The 13976-nt window shown below is 46.0% G+C and carries 11 protein-coding genes; 5 read left to right on the top strand and 6 right to left on the bottom strand.

Annotated elements, in window-relative coordinates:
• The coding region (locus IE070_RS07935; protein WP_189482244.1) for an Ig-like domain-containing protein at positions 1-3222 on the top strand (3222 nt) is incomplete at its 5' end.
• Between the two features lie 124 nt (positions 3223-3346).
• On the opposite strand, the gene IE070_RS07940 is transcribed toward IE070_RS07935, so the two are convergent.
• Entirely contained in the window at positions 3347-3763 is a 417-nt protein-coding gene (locus tag IE070_RS07940; RefSeq protein ID WP_189482598.1) for an organic hydroperoxide resistance protein, read from the bottom strand.
• A gap of 210 nt (positions 3764-3973) precedes the next feature.
• Here IE070_RS07940 and IE070_RS07945 point away from each other — a divergent pair, with 210 nt between their 5' ends.
• Positions 3974-4420, top strand: a complete 447-nt coding sequence (locus tag IE070_RS07945; protein WP_189482246.1) for a MarR family winged helix-turn-helix transcriptional regulator — start codon at positions 3974-3976, stop codon at positions 4418-4420.
• Between the two features lie 99 nt (positions 4421-4519).
• Here IE070_RS07945 and acuI read toward each other — a convergent pair whose 3' ends face one another.
• Positions 4520-5500, bottom strand: coding sequence for an acrylyl-CoA reductase (NADPH) (acuI, locus tag IE070_RS07950; protein WP_189482248.1), 981 nt, complete (start codon positions 5498-5500; stop codon positions 4520-4522).
• 169 nt (positions 5501-5669) lie between these two features.
• Between acuI and IE070_RS07955 the strand changes: the two genes are divergently transcribed.
• Entirely contained in the window at positions 5670-8507 is a 2838-nt protein-coding gene (locus IE070_RS07955; RefSeq protein WP_189482250.1) for a M16 family metallopeptidase, read from the top strand.
• A gap of 126 nt (positions 8508-8633) precedes the next feature.
• Here IE070_RS07955 and IE070_RS07960 read toward each other — a convergent pair whose 3' ends face one another.
• Positions 8634-8879, bottom strand: coding sequence for a GNAT family N-acetyltransferase (locus IE070_RS07960; RefSeq protein ID WP_189482252.1), 246 nt, complete (start codon positions 8877-8879; stop codon positions 8634-8636).
• Entirely contained in the window at positions 8876-9145 is a 270-nt protein-coding gene (locus tag IE070_RS07965; RefSeq protein ID WP_189482254.1) for a hypothetical protein, read from the bottom strand. The genes IE070_RS07960 and IE070_RS07965 overlap by 4 nt, the downstream gene beginning before the upstream one ends.
• Positions 9146-9248: 103 nt before the next feature.
• Here IE070_RS07965 and IE070_RS07970 point away from each other — a divergent pair, with 103 nt between their 5' ends.
• Positions 9249-10493 (top strand): NRAMP family divalent metal transporter, encoded by a 1245-nt coding sequence (locus IE070_RS07970; RefSeq protein WP_189482256.1) that lies wholly within the window; start codon positions 9249-9251, stop codon positions 10491-10493.
• Positions 10494-10563: 70 nt separating this feature from the next.
• On the opposite strand, the gene ilvN is transcribed toward IE070_RS07970, so the two are convergent.
• Positions 10564-11055: an acetolactate synthase small subunit gene (gene ilvN, locus IE070_RS07975; RefSeq protein ID WP_189482259.1), complete on the bottom strand. Its 492-nt coding sequence runs from the start codon at positions 11053-11055 to the stop codon at positions 10564-10566.
• Between the two features lies 1 nt (position 11056).
• The gene (locus IE070_RS07980; protein ID WP_189482261.1) at positions 11057-12796 is read right to left on the bottom strand and encodes an acetolactate synthase 3 large subunit; all 1740 of its coding nucleotides are present in this window, start codon (positions 12794-12796) and stop codon (positions 11057-11059) included.
• A 305-nt stretch (positions 12797-13101) separates the two neighbouring features.
• Between IE070_RS07980 and IE070_RS07985 the strand changes: the two genes are divergently transcribed.
• Positions 13102-13956, top strand: coding sequence for a tetratricopeptide repeat protein (locus tag IE070_RS07985; RefSeq protein WP_189482263.1), 855 nt, complete (start codon positions 13102-13104; stop codon positions 13954-13956).
• The last annotated feature ends 20 nt before the right edge of the window (positions 13957-13976 follow it).

Consider the following 13976-nt stretch of genomic DNA (forward strand, 5'->3'; position numbering starts at 1 on the left):
AGCGTGGTGGTGAGTGCGGTAGTTAATGCCGATGGCAGTTATAGCCTAGCGGGTGTGGATATTAGCGGCTTAGCGGATGGCGCCTTAACCATTACCGCGACAGCGGTGGATAATAACGGCAATCCAATCAGTGCCAATACGGGCTTAACACTGGATGCCATCGACTCGGCCATTACCTTGGCGGCAGAGCTGGCAGCAAATAATAGCTTAACGCTCTCGGGTAACACGGTGGATGTCGCGCCGGGCAGTACGGTGCAGCTGACTATTACCGATCAGTTTGGTATTAGCGTGGTGGTGAGCGCGTTAGTCAATGCCGATGGCAGCTATAGCTTGGCGGGGATTGATATTAGCGGCTTAGCGGATGGCGCTTTAACCATTACCGCGAGCGGCGTAGATAATAATGGCAATCCTATTAATGCTAATACGGCGATCAACTTAGATGCGGTCGAAGCGGCTCTGAGCGTAAACGCGACCGTGGATAACGGCGATGCGACGCTGGACATCAGCGGCAGCACCACCGATGTGGCCGAAGGCACCGTGGTGAACATCACCATTACCGATAAAAAAGGCAACACCGTGACCACCACGGCCACCGTGCTGGCGGATGGCAGCTACCTGGTTGAAAACGTGGATGTGAGCGGCCTGACCGACGGTCTGCTGACCATCAGCGCGACGGCGTTGGACAACAACGGTAACCCGGTCAACGGCAGCACCAATGGGTCTTTAGACACTACTGCTCCAACTCTTGAAATAACAACGACCGATTCAACCTTATCAGCTGGTGAATCCACCACCGTAACCTTTACCTTTAGCGAGAATGTAATTGGTTTTACTGCGGATGATATAGTCGTATCAGGAGGAGTGCTCAGTGGTTTAACTCAGGATCCAAATAACCCTAATATTTGGACGGCTACTTTTGTTGCTTCCGGCACTGCTGCAATAGCTATTTCTGTTGCTGCCGGCAGCTATACCGATGCTGCAGGAAATGCAGGTGTAGGTGATAGTGTTGGAATTAATAGCACACCTGTTGCAGTAGCTGATACCTATCAGGTTAAAGAAGATACGGAGTTAACTGGTAACGTTTTCAGTAATGATAAAGATGTTGATGGTAACACCCTGACATTAGAGTCTTTTGTTATTAATGGTGTCACTTATACACCAGGTAGTGAAGCTACCATTGCCGGCCAGGGAACGCTAATTATAGCGGCAGACGGTAATTTTACCTTTACCCCTGCTACCAACTGGAGCGGTACTTTCCCAACGATTACTTACTCTGTTATAGATGGTCAAGGGGGTGTATCAGTTGCGGATGTCAATATCACAGTAACGCCAGTTGCTGATAAGCCGGTTTTAGAGGTTACGCCAACTTTAATGAATGGTGTATCTACTTTTACCATTACGACTGGCGCAAATGGCACACTAGCGGGTAGTGGACTTTCACAAGCAGCTATTGAAAGTGCGTTAGGGCTAACAAGCGGATTCTTAGATAGCTTCAATCCTACTGGCGGGCCAGTTAATCATAACGGCAACATAAATGCAGTTGATGGTAACTTTAAGACAAATAATTACCAGCTTAAAGCGAACACAACGATTAAATTTGATTGGTCTTTTATCAACGGTGAAAATTTAAGCAGTGAAATCCAGTCAGGATTCAATGATTTTGTTCTAATGATTGTGACTGCGCCAGATGGAACAAGAACGACTACCTTGATTACTGCGTCGGAGTTACTAGGTGCAGGTGTTAACGGGGCGGGTATTGCCTCGTTTACCGCGAATCAAGATGGTAATTACAAAGTGGATTTTGTCATCCTAAATGGTTTAGATTCTGGAAAAGATTCAGGATTCACCGTAAATAATACGCAGATAGTTATTGATGGCAGTAGCTATGGTATTCCTGTGGCGTTAACAATTAATGCAGCCGTTACTGATGCGAGTGAGACCTTGCTTGTGACTATTTCAGGGTTACCTGCTGGAAGCAGTTTGTCAGCGGGTTCTAAAAATGGTGATGGTTCTTGGTCATTAACAGCGGCACAATTAAGTGGTTTATTGCTGTATCCACCAGTTGGGTTTAACGGAAATATTCAGCTTACCGTTGTTGCAACTAGCTTTGATGGCGATGATCAAGCTTCTGTGACAGCAACAATTGACGTCACTGTGAATCAAACTGTTGCAAGTAAGTCGACAAACTCGACGGCAGCAAGTTCCAATGGTTTGGCTGTTGAGAGTACTGCTAATACTGTAATGTTGTCTCAAATAAGTGAGATGTCTCCTGCGTTAGAGATATTACCAGAAGATCAATCGCAGCCAGTGATCGATGTTGTTGCGATGGTGGTGGACAGCGTACCAGAAGATCAATCGCAGCCAGTGGTTGATGTTGTTGCGATGGTGGTGGACAGCGTACCAGAAGAACAATTGCAGCCAGTGGTTGATGTTGTTGCGACGGTGGTGGACAGCGTACCAGAAGATCAATTACAGCCAGTGGTTGATGCTGTTGCGATGGTAGTGGACAGCGTACCAGAAGATCAATCGCAGCCAGTGGTCGATGTTGTTGCGATGGTAGTGGACAGCATACCAGAGGATCAATCGCAGCCAGTGGTTGATGTTGTTGCGATGGTAGTGGACAGCGTACCAGAAGATCAATCGCAGCCAGTGGTTGATGTTGTTGCGATGCTGGTGGACAGCGTACCAGAAGATCAATCGCAGCCAGTGGTCGATGTTGTTGCGATGGTAGTGGACAGCGTACCAGAAGATCAATTACAGCCAGTGGTTGACCATTTGGGCGAGCAAGACGTCTCGGTGTTAGTTGACAATTCGCAATCGTCAGAGCAAGAGGGTAATAGTGCAGTTGTAGTATCGTTAGAACAGGAACAAACATTGTTACCTATTGATCTGTTTACCGGAGAGACCACCGATATATTCAGTTGGGATTTGGCAGATAACCTAAGTGATATTGGGTCGAACGCGCCAACTGAAAGTGAAACACCAGTAACTGATCAGGCAATACTACAACTTGACGAACTGCTGAATGCGACCGATTCAGAGGGTATTATTCAAGAGTTGAGTATGGCGATAGATAGTGATGTTGGGAGCGCAACCCTGTTACTGAATGGCCAACAAATAGCGTCTTATGATATTAATAATCTGGATCTGTCAGCCTTTGGAACACAAGATGAAGCGATTCAGTACTTATTAAATAATTCGCAGTTTAAGCTTGATGTGTAATACGGTTTAAGACGTGACAATAAACTAGGCCATCGTGGGAGGATATTCGCCCACGATGGCCTAGATTCTTTATGGTACTTAGATATGGTTCTTAGATCTTTATAACAAAGACGTTGCTAACTCGTTACACGCTCGTGTGTAAACGAACATCGATATTGCCGCGAGTTGCGTTTGAGTATGGGCATACTTGGTGGGCTGCAGCAACCAATTGCGTAGCCGTTTCATTAGCTAAACCTGGTAAATTGATATATAAATCAACGTCTAAACTAAACCCTCCTTCCACTTTACCAATACCTACTTCCGCGCGAATACTGCTGTCGGTAGGCAACGTTTGTTTGCTTTGTCCTGCAACAAATTTTAACGCGCCAATAAAGCATGCGGCATAACCTGCAGCAAATAATTGCTCTGGATTGGTTGCATCCCCTTTACCACCTAACTTTTTAGGGGCGGCAAGTTTAGTTTCTAATAAGCCGTCATCTGACTTCGCTTGGCCATCACGTCCACCCGTTGCGGTTACCACTGCTTTATAAAGAATATCCATCATTTACCTCTTGTTGGTTTAAGGTGTTTTTACTGTTGGCGTAATCATAGGCTACATTTATCTTGCGCGCAATATTATTGCGTGAAATATTTTTGTGTGTCAGCCTTTTTTGCTATAATGTCAGCCAAGCATACCGACAACGTGCACAGGCTTTAGATATTGAAATAGTCAAGCTGCGCCTTCGCGCCCTGATAATGCTGAGGATATTACATGACCAACAAAACGTTACCATTGCCGCAACAGGTTTGTTTTGCTTTATATAGCGCCAATAATGCCATGATGCGGCTGTATCGACCCTTATTACAGCCGTTAGATTTAACGTACCCGCAATATGTTGTGCTATTGGCGTTGTGGCAGCAAGATAATATTAGTTTAGGCCAATTGGGGGCAGCGACCTTGTTTGATTCGGGTTCACTCACGCCATTGGTAAGAAAATTAGAACAAAAAGGTTGGTTACAACGGCAAGCAGATGAGAAGGATGAGCGAAGTAAAAAGGTACTTTTAACCGCAGCTGGCAAAGCACTTGAAGATCAGGTTGCTGGAGTGATGCCCGCTTTACGTTGCCAAGTTGCGTTAACTGATGAACAACTACTGACATTGCGGGAGCAGGCACAACAGCTGCTTATACAGTTACAGCAACTTGAAACCTGCCGCTAACGGCAGGCTATTTTCGTTATATGTGTTTTGACAGCTTTTCTTCGACAGTATAGTGCTATTGGGCTTCCCGCTGCTACCCAACAGAATGTTTTGAACAGATTACGGCTGGAGATTGACCAGCAAACGCCCTTGGATTTGACCGGCTAACAAGGCGTGCGCCTTAGCAAGGGCATCCGAAAGCGTAATCTCTTGACTGAGTAATGCAAAGTCTGTTTCTTGTAAAAGCGACGCTAATTGTTGCCATGCGGCAATTCGAGCAGGCATTGGCTGCATTACACTATCGATACCGCACAGTGTGATACCGCGTAAAATAAAAGGGGCTACCGAAGCAGGGAAATCCATACCTTGCGCCAATCCACATGCCGCAACAACACCGCCATAACATGTCTGCGCACAAGCATTGGCAAGGGTATGACTACCTACGGAATCTACTACACCGGCCCATTGTTCTTTTGCAAGCGGTTTACCGGGTGCCGACAAGGTCTCACGACTGACAACAACGCTCGCGCCCAATTGCTTTAGATAATCAGCTGAAGTGGTTTTACCGGTAACGGCGGTAACGTGAAATCCTAAGCGAGCCAACAAGAGTACGGCAAAGCTGCCAACCCCTCCGGTGGCCCCGGTCACTAAAACAGGCCCCGCTGCAGGCGTCAAACCATGCTTTAACAACGCTTGTATACATAACATAGCGGTATATCCCGCAGTACCAATACTCATCGCTTGTTTGGCGGTTAATGGGGCAGGAATTGATTGTAACCAAGCCGCAGGTACTGCTGCACGTTGGGCCAAACCGCCCCAGTGCTTTTCACCTACACCCCAGCCGTTCAATAGCACCTGATCGCCCACTGCAAATGTAGGGCTTTTACTTTTTAGCACCGTACCAGCAAAATCAATACCGGGAACCATCGGAAACGCTCGGACTACCGGCGATTGGCCAGTTATAGCCAGTGCATCTTTGTAATTCAATGTGGAATAAGCGACCTGTACAATCACTTCAGCATCCGGTAATTGGTTATCAGTAAGCTGTTGTAAACTGGCGTGATAATCTGGGGTTTTGTCGATGACTAATGCGCTAAACATCTTAAATCCTCTTATGAATAATAACTAAGGCTAGTTTATACAACAGGTTAGCGCTATGCGACTTTGGTGGTGTTTTTCTAGCCAGTTATATTTTGTTACATCTGTTAGGTTTTCATTAAAAGCGCGACCTGTTTTAATCGTGAATAAAACAACAGCAAAGGAGCTTGTTTTGAAATATTCTTCTCTCTCACTAGCGTTACTGGTTGCCTTGGGTGTAACAAGTTGCAGCCATAAATCACATAACGAATTACCCACTGGGGTGACTCTGGTTGCGGCTAAATCGCAACAGCAAAATGAAATTAGCCTGCCCTATAAAAAATACGTTTTAGAAAACGGCTTAACAGTAATTATTCATGAAGATCAATCTGATCCTCTGGTGCATATTGATGTGACCTATCATGTAGGTTCTGCCCGTGAAGAGTTAGGTAAGTCGGGTTTTGCGCACTTCTTTGAGCATATGATGTTTCAAGGTTCCGACAATGTTGGTGCCGAAATGCATTTTAAATATGTGACGGAGGCAGGCGGTACATTAAACGGCACCACGAACAGCGATCGAACAAACTATTTTCAAACGGTACCAGTGAATCAATTAGAAAAAATGTTGTGGCTGGAATCGGATCGAATGGGCTACTTCCTAGATTCTGTGACACAGGAAAAATTTGATATTCAATTATCTACCGTTAAAAATGAACGCGGTCAGCGCGTGGATAACCAACCTTATGGCCGTTACTTTGAGCAATTATTAGGTGCCTTATACCCTTACGGTCATCCTTATTCATGGCCGGTTATTGGTCATATGGATGATTTAAATCGCGCAACAATGCCTGATTTAAAACAGTTTTTTTTGCGCTGGTACGGTCCTAACAATGCCACTCTTACTATAGGTGGTGCGGTAAAAGCAGAAGATGTTTTACCTTTGGTGCAACAATACTTTGGGACGATTCCTGCCGGTCCAGCAGTAGAAAAAATGGCAAAAGCGCCGGCTAAGCTAGATGCTGATCGGTATGTGTCGATGGAAGACAATGTACATTTACCTTTAATTAGTATGACGTTTCCAACCGTATACGCCGGTCATCCAGATGAAGCGCCGTTAGATATTTTGGCAGATATTTTAGGTAATGGTAACAATTCGTTGCTGTATCAAAGTTTAGTGCGACCGCAAATTGCGGTAAATGCCTCGGCGGGGCATCGCTGTATGGAATTGGCGTGTACCTTTAGCTTAAGCGCTTTGCCACACCCAGCGTCGGGTAAAAATTTAGCAGATATTGAACAATTACTGCGTCAAAACTTAAAACAGGTAGCTGAGCGTGGCGTTAAACCAGACGATTTAGCTCGCGCCAAAACGCGCGTAGAAGCGCGCAGTATCTTTGGTTTGCAAAGTGTCGCTGGTAAAGTTAGTCAACTGGCCTATAACGAAATTTTCTTCGGTGAGCCAGATCGTATCGCCAGCCTATTAGCGGCATATGAAGCGGTAACAGCAGACGATGTGATGCGTGTTTACCAGCAATATGTACAAAACAGCCCCGCCGTGATTAGCAGTGTTGTACCTCGCGGTAAAAAAGAATTAATTGCAGCGGCGGATAATTTCACTCCGCAGCAATTTGATCCGGCAACGGCGCAGGCGTCAGCAGAGTTGCCAATGCGTTATGCAACACAAACCTTCGATCGCAAAGTGGTACCTCAAGCAGGGGCCAATCCGGCTATCGTATTGCCAGAGACTTGGACAACGCAATTAGAAAACGGTATAGCCGTGTTAGGTGCGATCAGTGACGAAACGCCTACCACGTCTATTTTACTCCGGATCCCTGCAGGCAGTTTTCAAAACACCGTTGAACAGGTGGGCACTGCCGCGATGCTGGCATCGCTACTAAATGAAAGCACGGAGAATTACAGTACAGAGCAAATGAGTATGGCGTTGGAGCTGCTGGGCAGTTCGGTATCTTTTAGTGCTGCTGATAATGAGCTAAATGTGTTTATCAGCAGTTTAAGCCGAAATCTGCCGCAAACTCTGGCGTTGGTGCAAGAGAAGTTATTAAGACCCGCATTTAAGGAAGAAGATTTTAACCGCTTAAAGCAGCAACGTTTACAGTCTTTAGCCCAGGCACAGAAAAATGCGAGTTATTTAGCGGATCAGGCAGTACGACAGCTTATGTTTGGCGATACCATTGCTGGACAACCTGGTGCCGGTACAGAGCAAAGCCTGCAAGCTATGACGTTAGCACAGGTGCAAGCGTTTTATCAGGCTTATGTTAAGCCAGAGGGCGCACAGTTAGTTGCCGTGTCGGACTTGCCACAAGCTCAGTTACAACCTTTATTAGCGCAAATTGCACCGCAATGGCAAGGTAAAGCGCCTGAGCTGAAACTGGCATTACCCGCGCCTACAATTCAAGCTGGAGCGATTTACTTAGTACATAAAGATCAATCACCACAATCAGAAATTCGTATTGTGCGCCGAGCGATGCCTCGCGATTTAACAGGAGATTTTTATCGTGCAGGTTTGATGAATTTCACCTTGGGGGGTAATTTCAATAGCCGTATAAACCTAAACTTGCGGGAAGATAAAGGCTATACCTATGGTGCCCGAAGTGGGTTTGGTGGTGATCAACAGGTTGGGCTATTTACCGCCAGTGCCGCAGTGCGTGCCGATGTTACTCGGGAATCTATTACGGAGTTTTTAAACGAGCTTAACACCTATCAGCAAACGGGGATGACAGCAGAAGAGCTGAGCTTTATGCGCAGCGCCGTCAATCAATCTGAAGCCTTACGGTATGAAACGCCAAACGCTAAATTAGGGTTTATGGCGCAAATGCTGGAATTTAAGGTTGGGCCAGAGTTTACTCGCGAGCGAAATAGTGTGTTACAACAAACGTCATTAGCAGAGCTAAATGCCTTAGCCACGCAGTATTTATCGCCTGCAGAGATGGTCATAGTGGTAGTGGGCGAGGCAGATAAATTAAAGCCTGAGTTAGCCAAACTAAACTTACCCATTATTGATTTGACGTTATAACCCTCGCGCGATAAAAGTTGCTTAACACAACTCGCGTAAGGTAATCAACATAATCAAACCCTGGTGTATAACCAGGGTTTTTTATATGGCGTGCTTTAGATAACAGGCGTAATAAACAAACAGGTGTTATAAAAATCGTTGTACGTAAGAACAGGAAGCCGTAATCGATAAGCCCGTTTGTCGCGCCCACGCGAGACCATGTCGCACCAGTTGTTCGGCAAGGCCTTTACCGCGAAATTCTGGCGGGACAAAGGTGTGACAAAAATTAATGGTATTGCCAGTAATTTGATAGTCTAAAACTGCACTCGCATTGGCCATGCTAAGAACAAAGCGGCGTTCTGTTGTTAGATGAGTAATCAGGGTATCACTCATGGCGTATCATCCAGCCAAGGTGTCTCGGGTAATAGGGCTAAATGCGCGATGTAGCGTTCTAAATTAAAGCTTTGTTGTTGCTCAACCACCGCAAACATCTCTGGCGCTAAGGCACAAGCCATCAATTCTAGTGCGGCTTCTCGGCTATGGCCGGTCATGCGTAAACGCATCAGCGTTGCGGTAACTTCTTTAGGGTAATTATCGGCAAGTTGATTTTCCAGTACCTCAATTAAGGTGTCTTGATCCGTTAGCTCGTGGTCTTGCATGGTAATGGCCTTGGTTAGTGCTTAAAAGCTGATTAGGGTGATGCATCCGTAAGTTGCTTAGGCTAAGCTAGCGCGCAGGAAATAACAATAAACAAGAACGATTATGCAACAAGTTTTAACCGGATGGCGTGGGCGTGTGCAAGCACTTGGGCCCGGTGTATTAATGGCAACTGCCGCAGTTGGGGGATCGCACTTGGTTGCCTCCACGCAAGCGGGTGCCTTATTTGGCTGGCAATTACTGTGGCTTATAATCGTAGTTAATGTATTGAAGTATCCCTTTTTCCGGTTTGGGGTGCAGTATACGTTAGAGCATAACGTGTCTTTAGTTGAAGGATATTGGCGTAAAGGTAAGCCGTATTTTTACAGTTTCGTTTTGCTTAATATCGTTGCGGCGATCGTTAATACGGCAGGTGTGCTGATTTTGACCGCAGCGCTCTTGCAGTATGCTTTACCATGGTCTTTATCGATCATAAGTTTATGTTGGTTAATTTTAGCTGCCTGCTTGCTCATTATATTGTTAGGGCACTATCAGGCCTTAGATAACGTGGCCAAGCTGATCATGTTATTGCTCACTATTACCACGGTGGTTGCCGCATTGATCGCAGCAAAAAATGGGGCGATGGCGCCAGTCGATTTTGTAGGGCAATCGCCATGGCAGCTGGCTATGCTAGGGTTTTTAGTCGCGTTAATGGGCTGGATGCCCGCACCTATAGAAATATCGGCCATTAGCTCATTATGGTTAAAAGCAAAACAACAGCGCCATACAGTAACGCCGGCACAAGGACTGTTTGATTTTAATCTAGGTTACTGGCTAACGGCGGCGCTGGCGTGTGTTTTTGTATCGTTGGGGGCATTAGTGCAATATGGTAGTGAACAGCCGATCGCCCTCGCGGGTGCTGCATTTGCGCAGCAGTTAGTTAATATGTATGGCAGCACAATAGGGGAATGGGCAAAACCGCTCGTGTCACTGATTGCGTTTTTGTGTATGTTTGGTACCACGCTAACGGTATTAGATGGTTATGCGCGTACGCTAGATGAATCTGGCCGCTTGCTTGGTTTATATACCCGAGCTACCCGCTGGCGTTTTCCAAGCCTGTTATTGCTCCAGGCATTCAGTGGTATGGCAATGATTGTATTTTTCCGTTCGGCAATAGGTCCGATGTTAACTTTTGCGATGACGCTAGCGTTTCTCACAACCCCCGTATTTGCGTGGTTAAATTTTAGTTTGATGCGTGGCGGAAATAAACCGGGTTTATCAAAAAGGTTAACCCTGCTTAGTTGGCTAGGATTAGCCTATTTGATTGGTTTTGCAGTGGTATTTTTGGTGTGGTATCTCTATCAGGTCTAGCAAGATATGCCGGTTTATTTAACCGTTCTGCTACCAAACACTCGAGGGTGTTTGATAGCAGATAATGAGCTTACATGGCGAGCGTTTTATCGCCACGCGCAATACCTGATACACCACTGCGCACAACTTCTAGGATTTGTGAGCCGGTAAGCGCCTGAATAAACGCATCCAATTTATCACTGGTGCCGACAAGCTGCACGGTGTAGGTGCTGGCGGACACATCGACAATTTGCCCACGGAAGATATCCGCGCAGCGTTTCACTTCATCACGTTGTTCGCCAATCGCTTTAACCTTTACCAGCATTAGCTCACGCTCGATATGGGCAGATTCACTGAGATCAGTAAGTTTAACAACTTCAATTAATTTATGAAGTTGTTTGGTAATTTGCTCAATAACCTGATCATTGCCATGCGTAACTAAGGTGAGCCGAGACAGCGTTGCATCTTCAGTGGGTGCCACGGTGAGTGAATCAATGTTGTAGCCGCGTTGCGCGAATAATCCTACTAAACGGGCCAGCGCACCTGATTCGTTTTCTAGCAAAACAGAAATAATATGTCGCATGTTAAGTCCTCTCTGTCTTACTTAAAAACATATCATTCATGGCACCACCTGGAATTTGCATTGGGTAAACATGTTCTTTCGGATCGATATGAATATCTAAAAATACCAATTGATCTTTTAATGCAAAAGCGCGCTCTAGGGCAGGTTGCAATTCTTCTGGTGTTGTTACGCGAATGCCCACATGGCCATAGGCTTCGGCCAATTTAATAAAGTCGGGCAGAGAGTCCATGTAAGAGCTGGCGTAACGGGATTCATAGTTCATATCTTGCCATTGCTTCACCATGCCAAGATAGCCGTTATTTAAGTTGATGATTTTTACGCCTAGCCCATATTGTTTACAGGTCGAAAGCTCCTGAATATTCATTTGAATAGAGCCTTCGCCTGTGACACAGATCACATCATCATCCGGGAAATTAAGTTTTACGCCCATTGCAGCGGGTAAACCAAACCCCATAGTGCCTAAGCCACCAGAATTGATCCAACGATTGGGTTTATTGAATTTATAGTATTGTGCTGCAAACATTTGATGTTGACCCACATCGCTACAAACAAATGCATTACCTTTGGTGATTTTACTCACTTGTTCAATAACATATTGCGGTTTTAGCAGCGGTGTTTGCGTATCATAGCGGCCACCATGAACGGCGCGCCATGCGTTGATTTGTTGCCACCATTGCTCTAGGGCGCTTGCATCAAGTTTTTTCTTTTTCTGTTTAACAATGCTTAGCATTTCTTCCAGCACGGGTTGCACCAAGCCTACAATAGGGATGTGCGCATTGACAGTCTTGGAGATACTGGCTGGATCCACATCAATATGGATAATTGTGGCATCTGGACAGAATTTTTTGGTGCTATTGGTGACGCGATCGTCAAAGCGTGCACCTACTGCCAAAATAACATCAGCATTATGCATGGTGTGGTTGGCTTCATAGCTACCGTGCATACCTAACATACCGATAAACTGTGGATCGTCTCCGGGATAGGCACCAAGGCCCATTAAGGTATTGGTGACAGGCAAATTAAGATATTGAGCCAGTTCAGTTAGTTCTGCCGAACCACCGCCCATGATCACGCCGCCACCGGCATAAAGAATCGGTTTTTTAGCGGCAAGTAATGCGGTAACCGCTTTCTTAATTTGGCCACTATGGCCTTTTAATTTCGGCTGATAAGAGCGTAATTTAACCTCGTCCGGATAATGATAAGGAAATTTGACGCTTGGTAGGGTCATATCTTTCGGAATATCCAATACGACTGGGCCTGGCCGACCGCTTTGTGCAATATAAAAGGCTTTTTTGATTAAATAGGGAATGTCTTCGGGCCGGCGCACCGACATGTTGTGTTTAACGATCGGTCTGGAAATCCCCAGCATATCGGTTTCTTGAAACGCGTCGCCACCAATAAGATGACTCATTACCTGACCCGTTAAGACGACCATTGGAATAGAATCCATATAGGCGGTAGCAATACCGGTGACCGCATTGGTAGCACCCGGACCAGAGGTGACCAGTACGACACCCGCTTTACCGGTAGCACGTGCATAGGCATCGGCCATATGGGTAGCGGCTTGCTCGTGGCGAACAAGCACATGCTTTACTTGCGTTTGCTGAAATAGCGCATCGTAGATATGCAGGACTGCACCGCCAGGGTAGCCGTAGACATATTCTACCCCTTCATCGGCTAGCGCCCGAATAATCATCGCCGCGCCCGATAACATCTCGGCTTGTTTTGATTGGCTTGTCATAGTGTTGTCTCATCGTTGGCTGAGGTAAAAGCAGGGCGCAAAAATTTGGCGCATAAAACCTGCTGACAGCCCTATTTAGGCTCTCTGTTGTGCTACGTGGACTGGTCTGCGAAATGCAGTGCTCACTGCTATTTCGGGCGCGATGGTTGTTGCTCTAATGGCTTTTTTTGCTGCGCAAAGCTAATTTACGGCAACTCCTTTCGAAAGTCGATGCCTTTTTACGGTTTTTAGCCGTCTTTACCGCTTTGAAATTGCGAATGGCGCCACCATAGTAAGCAAGATAATTGGTTAAATGGATCCGTGTTATGTCAAACAGGTTAAACCCCATTGTGGCTGTTACCATGATGAATGCGCGTGAGGTGTTAGATCGCTCCACCCAGCAGCTCGTATTGTTTCAATTTTGGTCTGCTCGCAGTGCCGCATGCCAACAGTTGTCGCCTATTTTAGAAAAAATTGTGCAGCAATATCCCGAGCAATTATGTTTAGCAAAAGTGGATTGTGATCAGGAACAGGATTTAGCCATTCAATTTGGTGTGCAATCCTTACCTACGGTGATGATGATTAAAGAGGGGCGGCCTGTTGACGGTTTTGCTGGCGTTGAAAGTGAACAACAAATTCTGCAACGATTGGCTGCGTATTTGCCGAAACCCGAAGATGATTTAATTGCTAAAGCACAACTGGCGCTTACCGCTGGCAAGGCCGTAGAAGCCTATCCCCTTTTAGCCGAAGCATTAGCTCTAGCGCCTAGTCGGGTGGATATAAAACTGTGGCTTGCAGATACTGCGGTTGTTTTAGGGCAGTTAAGTCAAGCTGAGAAACTCTTAGCCGACATCGGTTTAGCAGATCAAGACGCACAATTTAAAGCGGTATTAGCGAAACTTGAGCTGGCACAACAAGCCACTAATACGCCAGAAATTCAGGCTTTAGAGGTGCAATTAGCCGCAGCGCCCAGCGACAATTTACTCAAAGAGCAATTAGCGGTTCAGTATCAGGCGGTGTTGCGCTCAGAAGACGCTTTAGCGTTATTACTGCAAATTTTGCAGCACGATCTGAATTTTGGACAAAGCAAAAAAATCTATTTAGATATTCTTGCGGCGTTACCCAAAGGTGATGCGGTGGCATTGCAATACCGGCGTAAACTGTATGCCTTGTTGTACTAAGCATTCAGTTTTTCTCGCCG

This window comes from Alishewanella tabrizica (genome assembly GCF_014652375.1).
GTDB classification, from domain to species: Bacteria; Pseudomonadota; Gammaproteobacteria; order Enterobacterales; family Alteromonadaceae; genus Alishewanella; species Alishewanella tabrizica.